The organism is Streptomyces sp. CB01201, from assembly GCF_002803085.1.
GTDB classification, from domain to species: domain Bacteria; phylum Actinomycetota; class Actinomycetes; order Streptomycetales; family Streptomycetaceae; genus Streptomyces; species Streptomyces hundungensis.
In genome coordinates this window covers 90,358-109,822 of record NZ_NNBJ01000014.1, presented here as the reverse complement: position 1 = coordinate 109,822, position 19,465 = coordinate 90,358, and the positions used below count along the sequence as shown (strand labels likewise).

The window sequence follows — 19,465 nt, the reverse complement described above, 5'->3', positions numbered from 1 at the left end:
GTGATCGGCAGGGACGATTCGCCAAGGACCCCTCAGCGCCCGACGTCCGCCAGTTTGGCCCTCAGCTGGAGCACCGATTTGGTGTGGATCTGGCTGACCCTGCTCTCGGTGACCCCGAGGACATTGCCGATCTCGGCGAGGGTGAGGCCCTCGTAGTAGTAGAGCGTGACCACGGTCTTCTCGCGCTCGGGCAGCGTGTTGATAGCGCGGGCGAGCAGCCGGCGCAGTTCCCGGTCCTCGGCGACCTCGACAGGGTCGTCGGCGGAGGTGTCCTCCAGCGTGTCCATGAGGCTGAGCCGGTCGCCGCTCTCGCCTCCGACGTGCAGCAGCTCTTCGAGGGCCACGACGTTGGCGAGCGACAACTGGCTGAATACGGCGTGCAGTTCCTCGACGGCGATGCCCATCTCGGAGGCGACTTCCGCCTCCGACGGGGTGCGCCTGAGCTGTGCTTCGAGGGTCGCGTACGCACGCTCGACGGCTCGTGCCTTCTGGCGTACGGAGCGCGGGATCCAGTCGAGGGCGCGGAGCTCGTCGATCATCGCGCCGCGGATCCGGGTGATGGCGTACGTCTCGAACTTGATGGCCCGCTCGATGTCGAACTTCTCGATCGCGTCGATGAGCCCGAAGACTCCGGAGGAGACGAAGTCGGCCTGTTCGACGTTGGGCGGCAGACCCACGCTCACGCGTCCCGCGACGTACTTGACCAGGGGCGAGTAGTGCAGGATCAACTGCTCGCGCAGCCGCTCGTCGCCGGTGGCCTTGTACGACCGCCACAACTCGTCGACGGACGAGGGGGCCGGTGGCCGCACGGTGCCGCTGCCGCGGGCAGCCGGGGGCGCTGCCGTGCGATCAGACCCGGAGGTGTGCTGGGGCATGCGTTGCCTTGAGCCGTTCTGCTGTGACGTGAGCGGGGGCTGTTTCCGGTCGGGGATCCTCGTGAGCGTAGCGTGACTGGACCGTCGCGGTGCGCGAGGTCCGGTGAGCGGGCCCGGTCGCACCGGCCGTTACCGGCGCACGCGCAGGTGGGGGTCGCGGTGCCGCTCGTCGGCCCCGAAGGCGCTGCCGTGCGGCCCGTGGTGGACGTATCTTGCTCACCTTGTCACCCGAATGCCCCTGGTCAAGCACCGCCTCGCCGGGTGGCCGCGGCCTGGAGCGTGCCCGGCGTCAACCTCCAGCTGTCGCCGACGCGTTCGACGAAGCCGAGCGAGTGCAGTTCGTAGAGACGGCCGAGCGCCTCGTCCGTACTGGTTCCGGCCTCGCGGGCGAGGTCGCGGACGGCCGCGGTGCCGCGGGAGGGCAACGCTTCCAGGACACGTGCGGCGTCCGGGGCGAGGAGGTCCCGGGGCAGGACGGGGCCGCGGCGAGCGGGGGCGAGTTCACCCATGTCTCCAACGAGTTCGACGATTTCCGCCGCGTCGGTGACCAGGGTGGCCTCACCGCGCAAAAGTTCGTGGACGCCGGCCGAGAGTCCGCTGGTGGCGGGGCCGGGGACGCCCATCGTGAAGCGGCCGAGCTTCTGCGCGGCGCGGGCGGTGACGAGCGAGCCGCTGCGGTACTCGGCCTCGACGACCACGGTGCCGCGGGTGAGGGCGGCGATGACGCGGTTGCGCAGGATGAATCTGCTGGGTGTCGGATGGTCTCCGGGTGGTAATTCGCCCACGAGGAGGCCCTGTTCGGCGATGCGTCCGATCAACTCGGCGTGTCCGCGCGGGTAGATGACGTCGACCCCGCAGGCGAGCACGGCGATGGTGGCTCCCCCGGCAGCCAGGGCCCCGCGGTGCACCGCTCCGTCGACACCGGCAGCGGCCCCGGACACGACGACCCACCCCTTTTCGGCGAGCCCTGAGCCGAGGACGGCACCCATGTGCGCCCCATAGGGCGTGCAGGCCCGGGCGCCGACCAGGGCGACGGAGCGCAGTGCCCATATCCGCAGGTCGGCGTGGCCCCGCACCCACAGGCCGACGGGTCGGGCGTCGGCGAGGTCGTCGAGTTGGCTCGGCCATTCCTCGTCGCCGGGGACGAGGAACCGCGCGCCGGCCGTCGCGGCGGTCGCCAGGTCTCGTTCGGGGTCGGCCAGGGCGGCCCGGCGGCGGTGGGCGTCGAGCCGGGCCGCGCTGGCGCCGGGCGGATCGTCCTCGGGCCCTTCGGGTGAGGTGAGGCGGCGCAGCAGCTCGACGGCGCCGAAGGTGCGCAGCCAGCGGCCGCCGCGTTCGTCGCCGGGTTCGATGACGCGGGTGAGGGCGGCCCTGGCCAGGCGTTCGGCGTCCGCCCCGGTGCGGTTGGCCCGGGATCCGGATCCCGAGCCAGGTAGGGGGCCGGGTGCGGGGCCGGGCCCAAGTCCGGGTACGGGTACAGGCCCAAGTCCGGGTCCGGGGCCGAGTCCGAGTACGGGGCCGAGGCCGGGTACGGGGCCGGGCACGGATACGGGGCCGAGCACGGGTCCGGGGTGCTCCCGGCCGGAAGGCCTGTCGGAAAGCCTGTCGGAAGGCCTGTCGGAAGGCGGCCCGAGAGGGGGGCCGGAAGACGTGCCGGAAGACGTGCTGACAGACCTGCCGACGGCCAACGGCTCCTCTCGGCCCGTGTGCTCGTCGTCATACGCGCTCACAGGCTCACCCCCACCGGCATGGGGGCGCCTCGGGAGATGCCGGTGCGCAGTTCCAGGGCGAGGGCGACGTGGTCCGCGTCGGGGCGGTCGTGGCCGGCCAGGTCGGCGATGGTCCAGGCGACGCGCAGGACCCGGTCGAGTCCGCGGGCCGTGAGCAGGCCGCGCTCCATGTCGCGTTCGGCTCCGGTGAGGGCGCCGGGGGCGGTGAGCCAGCGGGTGCGCAGTTCATGGCCGGGGACTTCGCTGTTGCTGTTCCAAGGGGTGTCCTCCAGACGGGCCGCGGTGCGCTCGCGGGCGGCGAGGACGCGGGCTGCGACGACGGCGCTGGGCTCGCCGCGGCCCCCTCCGCCGAGGAGGTCTTCGCGGCGTACGGGTTCGACTTCGACGCGGAGGTCGACGCGGTCGAGGAGGGGGCCGGAGAGCCTGGCCTGGTAGCGGCGGATCATGGAGGCGGGGCATTCGCAGCCCGCGCCGTGCAGGGTGTGGCGGCCGCAGGGGCAGGGGTTGGCGGCGAGGATCATCTGGAACCTGGCCGGGAGCCGGATGACTCCGGCGCTGCGGGCGATGACGACATGGCCCGATTCGAGGGGCTGGCGGAGGGCGTCGAGGGCTTTGCCGGCGAATTCTGGCGCTTCGTCGAGGAAGAGCACTCCTCGGTGGGCGACGGATACCGCGCCGGGGCGCGGCAGGCCGTTGCCGCCGCCGACGAGGGCCTGCATGGTGGCGGAGTGGTGCGGGGCGCAGTAGGGGGCGCGGCGGACGAGAGGTTCGCCGGGCGGGAGGATTCCGGCGACCGAGTGGACGGCGGTGACTTCGAGGGATTCCTGGCGGGTGAGGGGCGGCAGGATGCCGGGGAGTCGTTCGGCGAGCATGGTTTTGCCGGCGCCCGGGGGGCCGGAGAGCAGCAGGTGGTGGCCTCCCGCAGCGGCGATTTCGAGGGCGGCGCGGGCGGCGTGCTGGCCCGCGACGTCGATGAGGTCGAGGTCGGCGTCGCGGGGGCCGGCGGCGAGGCCGGTGCCCGCTCCGGCTCCGGGGACGACGAGTCCGGCCAGCATCGCGTCGGGGCGGCCCTTCTCGGCGGGTTCTTCGTCGGGGACGGGCTCGTCGGTGAGGACGGCGACGAGTTGGCGCAGGCTGCGCACTCCCAGGACGGAGATGCCGGGGACGAGGGCCGCTTCGGCGGCGGTCTGTTCGGGGACGACGACTTGTTCGTAGCCGGCCTCGGCCGCGGCGAGGACGGCGGGCAGGATGCCCCGCACGGGCCGTACGCGGCCGTCGAGGCCGAGCTCGCCGATCATGACGAGGTCGGTGAGTTCGCGGGGGTCGATGCGTTCGGCCGCGCCGAGGATCGCGCAGGCGATGGCGAGGTCGAAGCCGGCGCCGCTCTTGGGGACGGACGCGGGGCTGAGGCCGACGGTGAGTTTCTTCTGGGGCCAGGAGTCGCCGGAGTTGACGACGGCGGCCCGTACCCGGTCGCGGCTCTCCGCGAGGCTCTTGTCGGGAAGGCCGACGAGGGTGAAGGCGGCGACGCCGGGTTCGAGGTCGGCCTGGACCTCGACGACGACGCCTTCGACACCGACGAGGGCGACCGAGCAGGTGCGTGCGAATCCCATGTCAGGCCACCCCCCGCACGTGCTCGGCGCGGGGTGCGCCCTTGCGGGGCAGGACGACGCCGACGAGGTCGACGCGTACGCCGCCGGGAGGTGGTCCTCCGTGGTCGGCGAGCCAGTGGCCGGCGAGGCGTTTGAGGCGGTCGGCCTTGGCGGGGGTGACGGCGGCCATGGGGTGTTCGTAGGCGCCCGCCCTGCGGGTCTTGACCTCGCAGATGACGAGCACGGGGCCGCCGGGGGCCGTGTCGTCGTGGGCGACGATGTCGATCTCGCCGGTCCTGCCGCAGCGCCAGTTGCGTTGCAGGATCGTCATTCCGGCCGCTTCGAGCAGCCGTACCGCCAGGTCTTCGCCGTATTTTCCGAGAGCTCCGCGAGCGTTCATCCGGCACCACCTCCGGCACCGACTCTCACGCATCCGGCGCCGGGAAGTGGATCTTGGTGGACAACCCTCCGGTTGTGGAAAACTCCGCCACCCGAAGGGGTTCGTCCGCCCTCCCCGGCCCCGCTCGGCCCCCTGCCCCTGCCCCTGCCCCGCTCAGCCGTTCACCGCGGCAGCGCTCAACCGTTTTCCCCTGCCCCGCTCACCGTTCACCGCGGCAGCGCTCAGCCCCCCGGCAGTTCGAGGTCGCTCTTGTTCAGCTCCTCGATGTTCACGTCCTTGAAGGTGAGGACCCGGACCTGCTTGACGAATCTGGCCGGCCGGTACATGTCCCACACCCAGGCGTCCGCCATCGACACCTCGAAGAACACCTCGCCCTGGACCGAGTGCACCTGCATCTCGTAGTCGTTGGTGAGGTAGAAACGGCGCTCGGTCTCGATCACGTATTTGAACAGACCGACGACGTCGCGGTACTCCCGGTAGAGCTTCAGCTCCATCTCGGTCTCGTACTTTTCGAGGTCCTCGGCGCTCATGGCATGTTCCCCTTCAGCCGTGCGTCCCCCTATTGTGCGTCAGCCCCCTGGGCCCCTAGACGATTTCCGGGGCCAGGACCACCGGCGCGTGCGGAGGACCCTCGTCGAGCAGCGTGCGCAGCAGCTCGGCGAGCCTGGTCGGGTACACCGTCTCACGCGCCGCCGACAGTTCGGCGGAGGTCCACCACCTCAGCCCCGAGGTGCTGCGCCGCTCCAGTTCCGTCAGGCCGGTCGGGGCGGCCTCGGTCTGGGTGGTACGGGCCAGGTAGTACCACTCGTCCTGGTGCCAGCGGCGCCCGTCGAAGGGGAACGAGCAGACGCGCTGCCACAGGACCGGCCCGAGTTCGACGTCTGTGATCCCGGTCTCCTCCGCGAGTTCGCGCAGGGCCGCCTCCGCCCGGCTCTCGTCGCCCTCCAGGCCGCCGCCCGGGGTGAACCACCAGGTGTCGGCGGGGTCTTCGGGCTCGTAGCCGTGCATGAGCAGGATGCGGTTGTCGGGGTCGAGCAGAACGACCCGGGCGACCTTGCGCGGTTCGGTCACGGGGTTCACCTTCCGGCGGGCGCTGCGGTGCGGTTCCCGCGGCGGCGGGCGAGTCCGGCGATGGGGCCCCAGGCGGCGCCGACCACGATCAGGACCGCGCCGGCCACGATGGCGCCCAGGACCAGTTTCAGCGGCCCGGGCGAGGAGATGCCGCCTGGCAGGTCCGCGAAGTTCGTGGGCCGCGCCAGCATGCCGTCCATGGGCCAGGCGACGGCGTCCACACGGGCGGTCACCGTGCTCAGCGGGACCGAGCCGTTGGCGGCGTCGTCCAGGTGGACCCGGGAGTCGAGCGAGACGAGCCGGTCGTCGCCGAGGAGGAAGACCTGGCCCGCCGGGACCTTGGCGTCGAAGGGCGTACCGGAGGCCTGCGCGCCGTGCAGATACGGTTCGTCCAGCGGTTTGCCGTTGATGGTGAGGCGGCCGCCCGTGCCACAGCAGGCGACCTGGTCGCCGCCGATGCCGACGACGCGCTTGAGCATGGGCACGTTGGCCCACTTCGGGTCGTTGAAGACGACGACGTCACCACGGCGTACGTCGCCGCCGGATATGCGCTGGGCGAGCACCCGGTCGCCCGCCTTCACGGTCGGCGACATGGACTGGGTGGGCACGGTGTACGGCTTGTACTGCACGGCGCCCCAGGCGAAGCCGCCGAGGAAGAGGACACAGCCGACGGCCACGGCCACCCCCGACAGCACGCTGCCGAGACTGCGGCCGTGGCCGTCGTGGTCCTGTCCGTTACCGCTCATCGCAGCGCTCCCTTGCCGGCAGCGCCCCGGGACGCGCACGGCGTCCCGGGACCCCGGAGATCGACATTCCGGGACCGCACCCTACCCGGCGGTATGCCCGCGGGTCAGCCCTTGGCTGCCGGGGTTTCCGCCTTGACCTGCGCTTGAACGAGCTTGCGCCGGCGCCACAGCACCATCGGTACCGCGCCCGCGAGGCCGACGGCGGCGGGCGCCGCGGTGCCCATCGCGCTCAGACCCGGCTGGTCGAAGGTGTCGGGGACGCCGAGCCAGTCGATGCGGTTGAGCGGCCAGGCGATGGTGAAGGCGCGGCCGACGACCTCATCGGTGGAGACCGTGCCGCCACCGGTCAGTTCCTGGTGGTAGCGGGAGTCCAGCGAGTTCTGGCGGTGGTCGCCCATCACCCAGATCCGGCCCTTGGGCACCTTGATCGGCCCGAACGGCATGTCGTCGCAGGCGCTGTCGCCCGGGAAGATGTACGGCTCCTTCAGGGTCTTGCCGTTGACCGTGACCGGGCCGCCCTTCTTGCACTCGACGGTGTCGCCGCCGACCGCGATGACCCGCTTGATCAGGTCCTTCTCCTCGGCGGACGGCATCAGGCCGATGAAGGAGAGGAACTTCTGCGCGGCGTTCGGGTTCGGCGTGGGCTCGCCGTCGAGCCAGCCGCCCGGGTCGTGGAAGACGACCACCTCGCCGCGCTGCGGCTCGGCGCCGAACCACGGCGTGAGTTTGTCGACCAAGACCCGGTCCCCGCGCTGGAGGGTGTCCTGCATCGAGTCGGACGGGATGGAGAACGCCTGGACCAGGAACGTCTTGATCAACAGGGCGAGGACCAGCGCGATGCCGATGAGCAGCGGCAGTTCCTTCCAGAAGGAACGCGGCTTCTTGGGGGTGCGCCCCTCGCCCTCACCGGGTCCTTCGCCACCAGGCCCGCCGTCGCCCCGGCCGCTGTCCTGCGCCGGCACCAGGTGCTCGGCCGGGGGGCTGTTCGCCGGGTCCGCGGAGCCGTGGCCCGCCGCGGGACCGCCCGGGGAGGAATCGGCGAGCTGCTGCTCCGGCCGCTCCTCCGGCTCTTCGCGTCCGGATCGTGCGCCGACCGCCAAATCCCCCACATCCACTCCTCACTCTGTGCCACCGCCTGGCCCGTACGAGGCTCAGGCCCACCACTCCCATAACGAGCGGGAGTTCCGCAGGGGTCGGGGGCTGGGTCGCCTGGTCCGGCTGCGCCGCCGGATCCCGGGACGACACCCTATGCGACTCGGCACCTCCCGGACCGCCGGGCGCGGCGGCCACCGAGCCGAAGGTGGGCGGCACTTCGAGTCTGCGCCAGTGCGAGAAAGGCCAGGCCACGACCACTGCGCGGCCCACCACGCCGCTCACCGGCACCGTGCCGTACTGACCGTTGTCGAGGTGGTAGCGGGAGTCCGCGGAGTTGGACCGGTGGTCCCCCATGACGAAGATCCGGCCCTGGGGAACCTTTACCTCGAATTGGATGAGTGCGGGCGGATCGGTGGCGGGCGTGAAGACGTACGGCTCGTCGAGGGCATGCCCGTTGACGGTCACCTTGCCGTCCTTGTCGCAGCATCTGACGGTGTCGCCGCCGACTCCGATGACGCGCTTGATGAGGTCCTGCTCGTTGTCGGAGGGCAGCAGACCGATGAAGGTCAGGCCCTCCTTGACCTGTTTGACGACGACGGGGTCCTGGCCCGAGGACGTCTTCGGTTCGTCCTTGAGCCAGCCACCGGGGTCCTTGAAGACGACGACGTCGCCCCGTTCGGGCTTCGAGCCGAACCAGGGAGTGAGTTTGTCGACGAGGACGCGGTCGCCGATGGTGATGGTCTGCTGCATCGAGCCGGAGGGAATCACGAAGGCCTGGACGAGGAACGTCTTCAGGACCAGCGCGATGAGCAGCGCGACGGTGATGAGGAGCGGTATCTCGCGCACCGCGGAGCGGCGTCTGCGCCGCTTGACCTTGCGGGCCAGCCTGCGCCGCTCGGCCCGGCCGCTGTGGCCGCGCCGGCCGGGGGCGGCCGGGGCGGAGGTGGGCCGGGTGCCGGTGGGCAGCGGCTGGTCGCCGCCCGCAGGGGCGGCCGGGCGCGAGCGCCCGTGGTTACCCATGGGCCCCGCCCGGGTCGCGTACGTCCGTGAAGGCACCGGAGTCGCCGAGGGAGGTCCAGCGGCCGAGGGGCCAGCCGATCCAGTCGGCCCGGCCGATGACGCGGTCCACCGGGACCATGCCCCCGCCGGGGTCGCCGAGGTGGTCGCGGGAGTCGCTGGAGCGGGAGCGGTGGTCGCCGAGGACCCACAGGGTGCCGTCGGGCACGACGATGTCGAAGGGCACCTGGGAGGGGCGGTCGCCGGGGTGCAGATAGGGCTCGTCGATGGCCGTGCCGTTCACCTGGAGCCTCCCCCGCCGGTCGCAGCACACCACATGGTCGCCGCCGACTCCGATGACGCGCTTGACGTAGTCGGTCTCGGCGGGCTCGGTCAGGCCGAGGGCCGCTCCTGCTGAACGCACCGCGCGCCCCAGCGGGTTCCCTTCGTCACCTTCTCGTACGAAGGAACCCCGTCCGTCGAAGACGACGACGTCACCGCGCCGGGGCGTTCCCCCGAAGCGGTAGGCGAGCTTGTCGACGAGGATCCGGTCGCCGACCTGGAGCGTGTTCTCCATCGAGCCGCTGGGGACGAGGAAGGGCTGCACCACGAAGTGGCTGAGCAGCAGCAGGAAGACGACGCAGAGCGCGAACAGTGCCCCGGTCTTGCGCCAGGGGCCTTCGAGGAGGCCGGCCAGGGTGGAGAAACGCGCGGAGCGCGACCGCTCCGCCGGCCCCGGTTCGGGGGCCGCGGAAGGGTCGCGCTCCGTGTGCTGTGCTTCGGTGTCCATCGGGGCCAGAGCTTATCCGGCCGCCGTCAGGCCCGTGCGCGGGTGTGAGCCGGGGCTCAGCGGTCGCGCTTCTCCTTGATCTTCGCGGCCTTGCCGCGCAGCTCACGGAGGTAGTAGAGCTTGGCGCGACGGACGTCACCGCGGGTCACGACCTCGATCTTCTCGAAGATCGGGGAGTTCACCGGGAAGGTGCGCTCGACGCCGACGGAGAAGGAGACCTTGCGGACCGTGAAGGTCTCGGAGACACCGGCGCCCTGGCGGCGGATGACTACGCCCTTGAACTGCTGGATACGGGAGCGGTTGCCCTCGATCACGCGGACGTGGACGTTGACGGTGTCACCCGGGCGGAACGACGGGACGTCGCTGCGCAGCGTGGCGGCGTTGACGGAGTCGAGCAGGCTTGCCATGACTGACTACTTCCTCACTGATGCCACAGGTCATCAGCGGAATTCGAGATGAATGGGGTGCTGTGCGCGAAGGGCGGGCGTCGTTCCCCCTGTGGCAGGGGCGCCGGCTGAGCGTACGGCAGCGGCCTATTCTTCCACGGCCTGCGGCCTGCGCCAAAATCGGCCGCCGGGCTCGGGGGCCCAGCCGAGGATGGAGAGGGTTTCGCGGTCCTTCTTGTCGAAGGCACTGGCCTCGCAGCGCTCGATCAGGTCGGGCCGGTGCTGGGCGGTGCGCTTGAACGCCTCGTCCCGGCGCCAGCGCGCGATCTTGCCGTGGTGGCCGCTGAGCAGGACCTCGGGGATGCCGTGGCCGCGCCACTCGGGGGGCTTGGTGTAGACGGGCCCTTCGAGGAGGTTGGCCATGGCGCCGGGCGCGAAGGAGTCGTCGCGGTGCGACTCGGCGTTGCCGAGGACGCCGGGCAGCAGCCGGGCCACCGCCTCGGTGATCACCAGGACCGCGGCCTCGCCGCCGGCCAGGACGTAGTCGCCGATGGACACCTCGTACACGGGCAGCCGGGTGGCGTACTCGTCCATGACGCGGCGGTCGATGCCCTCGTAGCGGGCCGGCGTGAAGATCAGCCAGGGCCGCTCGGAGAGTTCGACGGCGAGTTCCTGGGTGAAGGGGCGGCCGCTGGGCGTGGGTACGACCAGGACCGGGCCGTTCGCGCCGGATTCGTAGCCGTTCGCGAGCGCCTCGTCCAGGCAGTCGCCCCAGGGCCCGGTCTTCATGACCATGCCGGGGCCGCCGCCGTAGGGGGTGTCGTCGACCGTGTTGTGCCGGTCGTACGTCCAGTCCCGCAGGTCGTGGACGTGAACGTCGAGCTGCCCGCGGGCCCGGGCCTTGCCGACCAGGGAGACGTTCAGCGGTTCGAGGTACTCGGGGAAGATCGTGACGACGTCGAGCCGCATCAGCCGGCGTCCCCGGCGTTCTGCCCGCCCCGGCCGGACCGGCCGGGCTCCTCGGCCTCCCCGGGCTCGTCCGCCTCCTCGTCGCGGGCGGAGGCGATCACGGCGCGGTCGTCGATCAGGCCGGGCGGCGGGTCGATGACCGCGCGCTGCTCCTGGAGGTCGATCTCGGTGACGATCTGCTCGACGAAGGGGATCATGACCTCGCTGCCGTCGGGCCGCTCCACGATGAAGAGGTCCTGCGAGGGCAGGTGGGTGATCTCGGTGATGCGGCCGACCTCGGTGCCGTCCGCGAGGACCACGTCCAGGTCCATGAGCTGGTGGTCGTAGTACTCGTCGGGCTCTTCCGGCAGCTCGGCCGGGTCGACGTCGGCGATGAGCAGGGTGTTGCGCAGGGCCTCGGCGGCGGTGCGGTCGCGCACGCCCTCGAAGCGCAGCAGCAGCCGGCCGCTGTGCACCCGGCCGGTCTCGATGGTGAGCGGGCCCGCCGACGCCGGGTCGGTGGTGAGGACGGCGCCGGGACCGAGCCTCAGCTCGGGCTCGTCGGTGCGCACCTCGACGGTGACCTCGCCCTTGATGCCGTGGGCGCGGCCGATCCGCGCGACTACCAACTGCACGCTTGCTTCTCCTTCGGACAACTGCGGCCTCATGACGGCCGCGGCCTTCGTACCACTATGGCCCGGAATACGACTACGGGCCGGGGCGGGCGAGAAGCCCTCCCCGGCCCGGAGCCGGCGTATCTAGGTAAAGCGACCCTACTGGTCAGCGGACCTGGTCCACGTCGACGAGGTCGACGCGGATGCCACGACCGCCGATTGCACCCACGACGGTGCGCAGGGCGCGAGCGGTGCGGCCGTTGCGGCCGATCACCTTGCCGAGGTCGTCGGGGTGGACCCGGACCTCCAGCACGCGCCCCCGGCGCAGGTTGCGCGAGGCGACCTGCACGTCGTCGGGGTTGTCGACGATGCCCTTCACGAGGTGCTCAAGAGCCTCCTCGAGCATGCTCAGGACTCGGTCGACTCGGCGGCGGCCTCGGCCTCGTCCGCCTTCTTCTCGGTCTTCTTCGCCTTCTGGGTGATGGCCTCACCCTTGGCGTCGTCGCCCTCAAGGGTCTTGGCAAAGGCCTCGAAGGAAGCGCGCTTGTCTTCCTTCGCCTCCGGCTGGAGCAGCGGCGCGGGGGCCGGGAGGCCCTTGTGCGCCTGCCAGTCGCCGGTGAGCTTCAGGATGGCGAGGACGGCCTCGGTCGGCTGGGCGCCGACGGACAGCCAGTACTGCGCACGCTCGGCGTCGACCTCGATGCGCGACGGGTTGTACGTCGGGTGGTACAGACCGATTTCCTCGATCGCGCGACCGTCACGGCGAGTGCGGGCGTCGGCGACGACGATGCGGTAGTGCGGCTGGCGAATCTTGCCGAGGCGCTTGAGCTTGATCTTGACTGCCACTGGAGTGGTGTCTCCTGGTCTTGACGTGGTTGGGCACATGAGATGCCACGTGGGGTTGCGGTACTCGGAGTGCCCGATGGACGCGTCAGCCGGAGGCGAGAGGGTTCCTGTGCGGCTGTCGAGTACAGCTAGCCATTGTGCCACACGCCTGGAGTGCGCACGCCGGGGGTCCGTGGGGCACCCCCGGGCGGCCCGCTCCCCCGGACCTGCCGCCCCTGCCGGCGGCCGGGCCCGGGGTCAGCCGGCCGCGGCGACCACCTCGGCCCCTTCCGGGATGCGGAACGGCTTGCCGCAGCCGCCGCAGACGATCGGCGCCTGGGCGAGCACGGACGGAACGACGCGGACGTTGCGCCCGCAGTCGCAGACCGCCTTGACCCGGACGCCGCCTCCGGAGGAGCCGTGCCGGGCGGCCGGTCCGCGGAAGGAGCGCTTGGTGTCGGCGGCGGTGGCGACGGTGTGCGCCTTGAGCGCCCGCTGCAGCCGTTCGATGGTGGGCCGGTAGCGGCGCCTTGCCTCGGCGTTCAGCGTGACCAGGGAGAAGCCGCTGCTGGGGTGCGGCTCCTCCGGATGGTCGAGGCCGAGCTCCTCGGCGATCGCCAGGAACCTCCGGTTGTGATAGCGGCCGGCGCGGGAGGTGTCGCGTACACCGCGGGCGGCGGCAATGCCGTGGACTGCCTCATGGAGCAGTCGCTCGAAGGAGAGCTCGGCGCCACAGGCGGACGACGACTCTCCGATCAGGGACTCGGGCGCGGCTAGGTCCGGCAGCTCGGAGTGGTACCGCTGAATGTCGGCCCACGCCTGTGCCAGCTCTGCGGCGAGAACAGGTGGTGTCGTGCTCACGTCGTGACAACGAGCCGCAGGGCCGCTGTGTTCCTATTCCGGGGCATCCCAAATAATTTGCTCGTACCCGTCAGTTGGCATTGATGCGTGCGGACGAGGGCGGGTGCGCTGATCTGCGGAGAAGGCTCACAGCTCGCACCAAGGTATGACGTAGCGGCGGGTACGCCCCGGCGTGTAGGAGAACTCCCCACGCCGGAACGACCGTTGTCGGACGTTCCCGGCCGGCGCGCAAGAGGGGTTTCGGCCGACTGTCAGTGGCCTGTGCGCCACCTGTGCCGGCCGGGCCCCCTCGGGAGCGCGGGGCGCGGTCTCAGTAGGCGCGGGCCACGATCGCGACCGTACCGGGTGCGTCGTCGGCGTCGGGCACGGACCCGTCCTCGGCGACCAGGCACCGTACGGACACGGCCTGTTCGGCGAGCTTGGCCTCGCCCTCGGGGCCGAGGTCGGCCCACGGGATGCGCGCCCAGCCGCCGGCGATGGCGGCCTCGGCCGCCTCGGCGAGGGTGGTGACGTCGCTCGTGCGGGACTCGCGGCGCTCGCGGGACTGCCTCAGGAGCAGCGCCTGGTCCTCTTCGAGGAGGGCGGGCAGCAGTTCGGCGAGGGCGTCGAGGGAGACGGGCTCCTTGCCGCCGGGGATGCGGCGGGCCAGCATCGCGGTGCCCGCCTCCAGGTCGCGCGGGCCGATCTCGACGCGTACGGGGACGCCCTTCAGCTCCCAGTCGACGGCGCGGCGGCCGAAGGGGGTGTCGATCCGGTCGTCGACCTGGACGCGCAGGCCCGCGGCCTTGAGCCGGTCGCCGACCTCGCGGACCTTGGCGACGGCCTCGTCGCCCTTGATCGCCACGACGACGACCTGTACGGCGGCGAGCCGCGGCGGCACCCGCAGCCCGCTGTCGTCGCCGTGCGACATGATCAGGCCGCCGACCATGCGGGTGGAGACGCCCCAGGAGGTCTGCCAGACCAGTTCCTGCTTGCCGTCCTTGGACAGGTACTGGGTGTTGAAGGCCTTGGCGAAGTTGGTGCCCAGTTCGTGGCTGGTGCCCATCTGCAGGGCCTTGCCGTCGCCCATCATCCCTTCCAGGGTGAGGGTGTTGATGGCTCCGGCGAAGCGCTCCTTGGCGGTCTTGCGGCCGAGGACGACGTCGATGCCGAGCACGTTGATCATGAAGTCGGCGTAGACGTCCCGGTGGATGCGCGCGGCGTAGTCGCGGGCGTCCTCGTAGGTGGCGTGGGCGGTGTGCCCCTCCTGCCACAGGAATTCGCTCGTACGGAGGAAGACGCGCGGGCGCATCTCCCAACGGACCACGTTCGCCCACTGGTTGATGAGCAGCGGCAGGTCGCGGTAGCTCTGGACCCACTTCGAGAAGTAGTCGTTGATGATCGTCTCGGAGGTGGGGCGGACCACGACGGGCTCTTCGAGCTCCTTGCCGCCACCGTGCGTGACCACCGCGAGCTCGGGCGCGAAGCCCTCGACGTGCTCAGCCTCGCGAGTCAGGTAAGACTGGGGGATGAAGAGCGGGAAGTAGGCGTTCTGGGCGCCTGCGTCCTTGATGCGCGCGTCCATTTCCTGCTGCATCCGCTCCCAGAGGCCGTAGCCGTACGGTCGGATCACCATGGTGCCGCGCACCGGGCCGTTGTCCGCGAGCTCGGCCTTGTTGATCAGATCCTGGTACCAGCGCGGAAAGTCTTCCGCCTGGGGCGTGAGAACGGGTGCCTTTGCCATGGCGCGAATGGTACGGCGCCCGCGTGGTGGAGCGTGAATCGCGTTCCGGCCGGGGGCCGGAGCGCGGTTGATGGCTCCGCCCTCTGGACGCGGGCCGGGATGCGGAGTTCCCTGGCATACGGGGGAAGTGCGTACGGACATTCACGGGGGGCTGTCAATCAGGGCACAGCTGACCTCTCGGCGGATTGGGGCGCTTTCCATGACACCAACGCTCGTCCGGCATCACTCCCGCACGGCCACCGCCCCTTCGGCGGGCACGACCGGGCGCGCGCGGGACTGGGCGGAGATCCAGGAACGGATGCTCGTCCCCCTCTTCGAGGCGGCCTACGAACGGCTCGGCGTGGGCCCGGGGACCCGGCTGCTCGGGCTCGGCTGCGGCTCGGGCCTCGCGCTGCTGATCGCGGGCTCGCGCGGCGCGGCGGTGACCGGCGTGGACGGCCCGGAACGGGCCGCGCTCCTGGCGCTGGCGCGGGAGCGGTTCGCTCCGGATTCCGGGCGCCGGGGCGTCACGGGACGGGGTGCGGCCCGGCTGGTCACGGGCGGTCCCGCCGACGCGGCCGAACCGGACTCGCCCCCGTACGGCGTGATCACCGCCTTCGAGCCCGTCGGCTGTGCGGCCGGCGACACGGAGGGCCTGGTGCCCGCTCTGGAGGAGGCCGTGGGGCTCGCGGAACGCGGCAGCCCCGTGGTGCTCGCCGGCTGGGGGCCGCCGGAGCGGTGTGCCACCTCGGCGGTGCTGCGGGTGGCGACCCGGCTGACGACCCGCGTGAGCGATGCGCCGCGCTGGCGGCCGAGCCTGCGCGACGACCTGGAGGACGTGGCGGCCCGCGCCGGGCTGAAGCCGGACGGTTCCGGCCGGGTGGCGTGCCCCTTCGGCTATGCGGATCTCGACAGTGCGATACGGGGTCTGATGTCGACCGGTGCCTTCGACGCGGCGGCCCGCGCCACCGATCAGGCGCAGGTGGAGAAGGAGATCGTCGAGGCGCTGCACGGCCATGTGCGGCGCGACGGCACGGTGTGGATGCCGAACGTCTTCCGTTACCTCATCGCCCGCACGCCGTGAACGTGCAGTAACCGCCTTGCCCCATAAGGGAGTTGGCAGCGGTCCTGCTCCGCGCCCGGCTAGACCTCCGCCTTCGACAGCCGGGGGATGCCGGCCGCGCGGTAGGCCGCCGCCTCCTCCAGGGTCTCGTTGGCCAGCAGGGCCTCCGCGAGGGCGTCCAGCTTGTCGCGGTTCTCGCGCAGGAGCCGGCACGCCTTGTCGTAGCACTCGTCGACGATCCGGCGCATCTCGACGGCGATGGTGTCCAGGGTGCCGGGCGCCGCCGAGAGCCCGTACGCCTGCTGGGCGTCGCCCGGCAGCGCGGACAGCGGGCCGATCTTCTCGCTCATGCCCCAGCGGCCGACCATGCCGCGCACGATGTTGGTGACCTGTTCCAGGTCGTTCTCGGCGCCGGTGGTGATGACGTCGAAGACGATCTGTTCGGCCGCCATGCCGCCGAGCGCACCGATGATGCGGCCGCGCAGATATTCCTCGGTGTAGGCGTACTTGTCGGCGTCCGGGGTGGACAGGGTGACGCCGAGGGCGCGGCCGCGCGGCACGATGGTGACCTTGCGGACCGGGTCGGCGCCGGGCTGGAGCATGCCGAGCAGTGCGTGGCCGCTCTCGTGGTAGGCGGTGCGCCGGCGCTCCTCGTACGGCATCACCAGGGGCCGCTCCGCGCCGAGTTGGACCTTTTCGAGGGCGTCCGAGAGGTCGGACTGGGTGACCTCGCGCTGCTGGCGCTTGACGGCGAGCAGGGCCGCCTCGTTGGCGAGGTTGGCGAGGTCGGCTCCGGTCATGCCGGGCGTGCTGCGGGCTACCTGCTCCAGATCGACCTGCGGCGCCATCGGGATCTCACGGGTGTGGATCTTCAAGATGGCCTCGCGGCCGCCCCGGTCGGGCGGGCTGACGTGGACGATGCGGTCGAAGCGGCCGGGGCGGGTGAGCGCCGGGTCCAGGACGTCGGCCCGGTTGGTGGCGGCCAGCACGATGACGCCTTCGGAGCCGGTGAAGCCGTCCATCTCGGTGAGGATCTGGTTGAGGGTCTGTTCGCGTTCGTCGTGGCCGCCCATGCCGGAGCCGCCGCCGCGGGCCCGGCCGATGGTGTCGATCTCGTCGATGAAGATGATCGCGGGGGCGACCTTGCGGGCCTCGGCGAACAGTTCGCGCACGCGGGAGGCGCCGACGCCCACGATCATCTCGATGAACTCCGAGGCCGACGCCGAGAAGAACGGCACCCCGGCCTCCCCCGCGACGGCCCGCGCGAGCAGCGTCTTGCCGGTGCCGGGCGGGCCCGCGAGCAGCACGCCGCCGGGCATGCGGGCGCCCATCTCGTGGTAGGCGCCCGGGTTCTTGAGGAAGTCGACGACGTCGTTGAGCTCGCCCTCGACCTCGTCGATGCCGGCCACGTCCTTGAAGGTGGTGCGCTTGTCGTCGGCCATCTCGACCGGTTTGGGCGGCGTCTTGCGGCCGAGCATCCCGCCGGCGCCGCCGCCGAGACCCGCGCTCATGCGCCGGGCGATGAACAGCCACAGGACGACGAGCAGCAGCATCGGGGCGAGCGAGATGAGCAGGTTGGCGAGGAAGCTGCGGTGTTCGACGACGGGCTCGGCGGTGACGGTGACGTTCTGCTTGGTCAGCTGGGCCCACAGGTCGTCGTCGGCGAAGGTGGGGCGCTGGGTGGTGAACTTCGTGTAGTCGCCGCTGCCCTCGCCGGACGGGACGGGCGCCTTGTTCTTGAGCTGGCCCTGGATGGCGTCGCCCTTGGCGTAGATCTTGGAGACGTTGCCGGCCGTGACCTGCTTGCTGAACTCGGTGTACGAGACGGTCGGCTCGTCGCCGTCGTTGAAGAACGACAGGATCAGATTGGTGATCAGGTAGACGATCAGGGCGGTGAGGATCAGCCGGCCCCAGCCGCCGGGCATCTTCTTCTTCGGCGCGGGCGGCGGGGGCGCCCCTTCCGAGCGCCACGGCTGGTCGGGGCGGTCGCGCGGGGGTACGGAAGTGGGCACGTGCTCTCCTCATGGCCGGTACGCGCCATTATTGGAGACTCGTATAAATAAGGCATTCCGGGCGGGTCCTGATGAGGTGCCGGAATGCGTGCGGGGCGCCTCCCCGGTCGATCGGGAGGCGCCCCGCACATACGGTCGCGGGCGGTCAGCCCATGAACTTCTTGAACTCGTCGGGCAGCTCGAAGTTCTTCTGCTCCTCGGCGGAGGGAAGCCCGAGCGCGCCGCCCTGCGCCTTGCGCTCGGCGGCCGCGGCCTCCTCGGCCTTGCGCTTCATCGGGTTGCCGCTCTTGCGCTTGCCCTTGCCCTGCTTGACCTGCTTCTTCTGCCGGCCGGGGCCGCCGCCCATGCCCGGCATCCCGGGCATGCCCGGCATGCCGCCGCCCTGGGCCATCCGGGACATCATCTTGCGGGCGTCGAAGAAGCGCTCGACGAGGTTCTTCACCGCGCTGACCTCGACGCCGGAGCCCTTGGCGATACGGGCGCGGCGCGAGCCGTTGATGATCGTCGGGTCGTGGCGCTCGCCGGGGGTCATCGACTTGATGATGGCCGCGGTGCGGTCCACATCGCGCTCGTCGATGTTGTTGATCTGGTCCTTGATCTGCCCCATGCCGGGCAGCATGCCGAGCAGCTTGGAGATGGAGCCCATCTTGCGGACCTGCTCCATCTGGGCCAGGAAGTCGTCGAGCGTGAAGTCCTTCCCGCCCTTGCTGGACGCCAGCTTGGAGGCCATCTTCTCGGCCTCGGCCTGGCTGAACGTCTTCTCCGCCTGCTCGATCAGGGTGAGCAGGTCACCCATGTCGAGGATGCGGGACGCCATCCGGTCCGGGTGGAAGGCGTCGAAGTCCTCCAGCTTCTCGCCGTTGGAGGCGAACATGATCTGCTTGCCCGTGACGTGGGCGATCGAGAGCGCCGCACCGCCGCGGGCGTCGCCGTCGAGCTTGGAGAGCACCACGCCGTCGAAGCCGACGCCGTCGCGGAAGGCCTCCGCGGTGTTGACCGCGTCCTGACCGATCATCGCGTCGACGACGAAGAGGACCTCGTCGGGGCTGACGGCGTCGCGGATGTCCGCGGCCTGCTGCATCAGCTCCTGGTCGATGCCGAGGCGACCGGCGGTGTCGACCACGACCACGTCGTACTGCTTGGACCGGGCGTACTCGATGGAGTCCTTGGCGACCTCGACCGGGTCGCCGACGCCGTTGCCCGGTTCCGGCGCGTAGACCGCGACTCCGGCGCGCTCGGCGACGACGCTCAGCTGGTTGACGGCGTTGGGGCGCTGGAGGTCGCAGGCCACCAGGAGCGGGGAGTGGCCCTGCCCCTTCAGCCACTTGCCGAGCTTTCCGGCGAGGGTGGTCTTACCGGCACCCTGGAGGCCCGCGAGCATGATCACGGTCGGCGCGGTCTTGGCGAACCGCAGGCGCCGGGTCTCGCCGCCGAGGATGCCGATGAGCTCCTCGTTGACGATCTTGATGACCTGCTGGGCGGGGTTGAGGGCCTGGGAGACCTCGATGCCGGACGCGCGCTCCTTGACCTGCTTGATGAAGGCGCGGACTACGGGCAGCGCGACGTCGGCCTCAAGCAGAGCGATGCGGATCTCGCGCGCCGTGGCGTCGATGTCCGCCTCGCTCAAGCGTCCTTTGCCCCGGAGGTTCTTGAACGTCGCACTCAGGCGGTCGGAAAGGGTATCGAACACGGTGGTCGCGGGTCCTCGGCTCGTGGGGCGGTCGGGTGAACAGGCCCCAGGGTATCCCGGCGGGTGGGG

At 71.2% G+C, this 19,465-nt stretch carries 19 protein-coding genes and 1 pseudogene; 1 reads left to right on the top strand and 19 read right to left on the bottom strand.

The genetic code is table 11. The features are described from left to right. Nucleotides 1-32 precede the first annotated feature (32 nt). The 17 genes and pseudogenes from whiG to proS form a co-directional block, all read right to left on the bottom strand. A complete protein-coding gene (gene whiG, locus CG740_RS27480; RefSeq protein WP_100577968.1) occupies nucleotides 33-875 on the bottom strand; it encodes an RNA polymerase sigma factor WhiG in 843 nt (280 codons plus the stop codon). 242 nt (nucleotides 876-1,117) lie between these two features. Further along, a complete protein-coding gene (gene dprA, locus CG740_RS27475) occupies nucleotides 1,118-2,254 on the bottom strand; it encodes a DNA-processing protein DprA (protein WP_100578045.1) in 1,137 nt (378 codons plus the stop codon). Between the two features lie 347 nt (nucleotides 2,255-2,601). Beyond that, nucleotides 2,602-4,218, bottom strand: a complete 1,617-nt coding sequence (locus tag CG740_RS27470; RefSeq protein ID WP_100577967.1) for a YifB family Mg chelatase-like AAA ATPase — start codon at nucleotides 4,216-4,218, stop codon at nucleotides 2,602-2,604. Between the two features lies 1 nt (nucleotide 4,219). Continuing rightward, the gene (locus CG740_RS27465) at nucleotides 4,220-4,597 is read right to left on the bottom strand and encodes a YraN family protein (protein WP_100577966.1); all 378 of its coding nucleotides are present in this window, start codon (nucleotides 4,595-4,597) and stop codon (nucleotides 4,220-4,222) included. A gap of 221 nt (nucleotides 4,598-4,818) precedes the next feature. Continuing rightward, on the bottom strand, nucleotides 4,819-5,127 hold the full coding sequence (locus tag CG740_RS27460) for a DUF2469 domain-containing protein (protein WP_003965949.1): 309 nt from the start codon (nucleotides 5,125-5,127) through the stop codon (nucleotides 4,819-4,821). A gap of 55 nt (nucleotides 5,128-5,182) precedes the next feature. Then, complete coding sequence (locus CG740_RS27455) at nucleotides 5,183-5,668, bottom strand: NUDIX hydrolase (RefSeq protein ID WP_199846590.1); 486 nt, start codon at nucleotides 5,666-5,668, stop codon at nucleotides 5,183-5,185. Between the two features lie 5 nt (nucleotides 5,669-5,673). Continuing rightward, a complete protein-coding gene (gene lepB / locus CG740_RS27450) occupies nucleotides 5,674-6,414 on the bottom strand; it encodes a signal peptidase I (RefSeq protein ID WP_100577964.1) in 741 nt (246 codons plus the stop codon). 104 nt (nucleotides 6,415-6,518) lie between these two features. Continuing rightward, nucleotides 6,519-7,514 carry a signal peptidase I gene (gene lepB / locus CG740_RS27445; protein ID WP_100577963.1) on the bottom strand — a complete coding sequence of 332 codons (996 nt, stop codon included), beginning with the start codon at nucleotides 7,512-7,514 and terminating at the stop codon, nucleotides 6,519-6,521. Then, a pseudogene (gene lepB, locus CG740_RS27440) lies at nucleotides 7,423-8,529 on the bottom strand (signal peptidase I); the annotation flags it as partial. The gene lepB (CG740_RS27445) and the pseudogene lepB (CG740_RS27440), both read right to left, overlap by 92 nt. Beyond that, a complete protein-coding gene (gene lepB, locus CG740_RS27435) occupies nucleotides 8,522-9,295 on the bottom strand; it encodes a signal peptidase I (RefSeq protein WP_100577962.1) in 774 nt (257 codons plus the stop codon). The gene lepB (CG740_RS27435) and the pseudogene lepB (CG740_RS27440), both read right to left, overlap by 8 nt. A 56-nt stretch (nucleotides 9,296-9,351) precedes the next feature. Continuing rightward, entirely contained in the window at nucleotides 9,352-9,702 is a 351-nt protein-coding gene (gene rplS, locus CG740_RS27430; protein ID WP_100577961.1) for a 50S ribosomal protein L19, read from the bottom strand. A gap of 126 nt (nucleotides 9,703-9,828) precedes the next feature. Continuing rightward, a complete protein-coding gene (gene trmD, locus CG740_RS27425) occupies nucleotides 9,829-10,650 on the bottom strand; it encodes a tRNA (guanosine(37)-N1)-methyltransferase TrmD (protein WP_100577960.1) in 822 nt (273 codons plus the stop codon). After that, on the bottom strand, nucleotides 10,650-11,264 hold the full coding sequence (gene rimM / locus CG740_RS27420) for a ribosome maturation factor RimM (RefSeq protein ID WP_100577959.1): 615 nt from the start codon (nucleotides 11,262-11,264) through the stop codon (nucleotides 10,650-10,652). The genes trmD and rimM overlap by 1 nt, the downstream gene beginning before the upstream one ends. A 145-nt stretch (nucleotides 11,265-11,409) precedes the next feature. After that, nucleotides 11,410-11,649 (bottom strand): RNA-binding protein, encoded by a 240-nt coding sequence (locus CG740_RS27415; RefSeq protein ID WP_005311361.1) that lies wholly within the window; start codon nucleotides 11,647-11,649, stop codon nucleotides 11,410-11,412. A gap of 2 nt (nucleotides 11,650-11,651) precedes the next feature. Then, nucleotides 11,652-12,089 (bottom strand): 30S ribosomal protein S16, encoded by a 438-nt coding sequence (rpsP, locus tag CG740_RS27410; protein WP_100577958.1) that lies wholly within the window; start codon nucleotides 12,087-12,089, stop codon nucleotides 11,652-11,654. A 237-nt stretch (nucleotides 12,090-12,326) separates the two neighbouring features. Next, on the bottom strand, nucleotides 12,327-12,929 hold the full coding sequence (locus tag CG740_RS27405) for a hypothetical protein (RefSeq protein WP_100577957.1): 603 nt from the start codon (nucleotides 12,927-12,929) through the stop codon (nucleotides 12,327-12,329). Between the two features lie 310 nt (nucleotides 12,930-13,239). Then, nucleotides 13,240-14,652: a proline--tRNA ligase gene (proS, locus tag CG740_RS27400; RefSeq protein WP_100577956.1), complete on the bottom strand. Its 1,413-nt coding sequence runs from the start codon at nucleotides 14,650-14,652 to the stop codon at nucleotides 13,240-13,242. A 199-nt stretch (nucleotides 14,653-14,851) separates the two neighbouring features. Here proS and CG740_RS27395 point away from each other — a divergent pair, with 199 nt between their 5' ends. Next, on the top strand, nucleotides 14,852-15,715 hold the full coding sequence (locus CG740_RS27395) for an SAM-dependent methyltransferase (protein WP_100577955.1): 864 nt from the start codon (nucleotides 14,852-14,854) through the stop codon (nucleotides 15,713-15,715). Nucleotides 15,716-15,774: 59 nt separating this feature from the next. Here CG740_RS27395 and ftsH read toward each other — a convergent pair whose 3' ends face one another. Both ftsH and ffh read right to left on the bottom strand, forming a co-directional pair. Beyond that, nucleotides 15,775-17,706 (bottom strand): ATP-dependent zinc metalloprotease FtsH, encoded by a 1,932-nt coding sequence (gene ftsH, locus CG740_RS27390; protein ID WP_100577954.1) that lies wholly within the window; start codon nucleotides 17,704-17,706, stop codon nucleotides 15,775-15,777. 145 nt (nucleotides 17,707-17,851) lie between these two features. Beyond that, on the bottom strand, nucleotides 17,852-19,396 hold the full coding sequence (ffh, locus tag CG740_RS27385; RefSeq protein WP_100577953.1) for a signal recognition particle protein: 1,545 nt from the start codon (nucleotides 19,394-19,396) through the stop codon (nucleotides 17,852-17,854). Nucleotides 19,397-19,465: the final 69 nt, after the last annotated feature.

What these genes read in the sequence shown, in the direction of transcription:
- whiG (WP_100577968.1), bottom strand. Translation starts at nt 875, where the DNA reads ATGCCCCAGCACACCTCCGGGTCTGATCGCACGGCAGCGCCCCCGGCT.
- CG740_RS27470 (WP_100577967.1), bottom strand. Translation starts at nt 4,218, where the DNA reads ATGGGATTCGCACGCACCTGCTCGGTCGCCCTCGTCGGTGTCGAAGGC.
- CG740_RS27465 (WP_100577966.1), bottom strand. Translation starts at nt 4,597, where the DNA reads ATGAACGCTCGCGGAGCTCTCGGAAAATACGGCGAAGACCTGGCGGTA.
- CG740_RS27460 (WP_003965949.1), bottom strand. Translation starts at nt 5,127, where the DNA reads ATGAGCGCCGAGGACCTCGAAAAGTACGAGACCGAGATGGAGCTGAAG.
- lepB (WP_100577964.1), bottom strand. Translation starts at nt 6,414, where the DNA reads ATGAGCGGTAACGGACAGGACCACGACGGCCACGGCCGCAGTCTCGGC.
- lepB (WP_100577962.1), bottom strand. Translation starts at nt 9,295, where the DNA reads ATGGACACCGAAGCACAGCACACGGAGCGCGACCCTTCCGCGGCCCCC.
- rplS (WP_100577961.1), bottom strand. Translation starts at nt 9,702, where the DNA reads ATGGCAAGCCTGCTCGACTCCGTCAACGCCGCCACGCTGCGCAGCGAC.
- trmD (WP_100577960.1), bottom strand. Translation starts at nt 10,650, where the DNA reads ATGCGGCTCGACGTCGTCACGATCTTCCCCGAGTACCTCGAACCGCTG.
- CG740_RS27415 (WP_005311361.1), bottom strand. Translation starts at nt 11,649, where the DNA reads ATGCTCGAGGAGGCTCTTGAGCACCTCGTGAAGGGCATCGTCGACAAC.
- proS (WP_100577956.1), bottom strand. Translation starts at nt 14,652, where the DNA reads ATGGCAAAGGCACCCGTTCTCACGCCCCAGGCGGAAGACTTTCCGCGC.
- CG740_RS27395 (WP_100577955.1), top strand. Translation starts at nt 14,852, where the DNA reads ATGACACCAACGCTCGTCCGGCATCACTCCCGCACGGCCACCGCCCCT.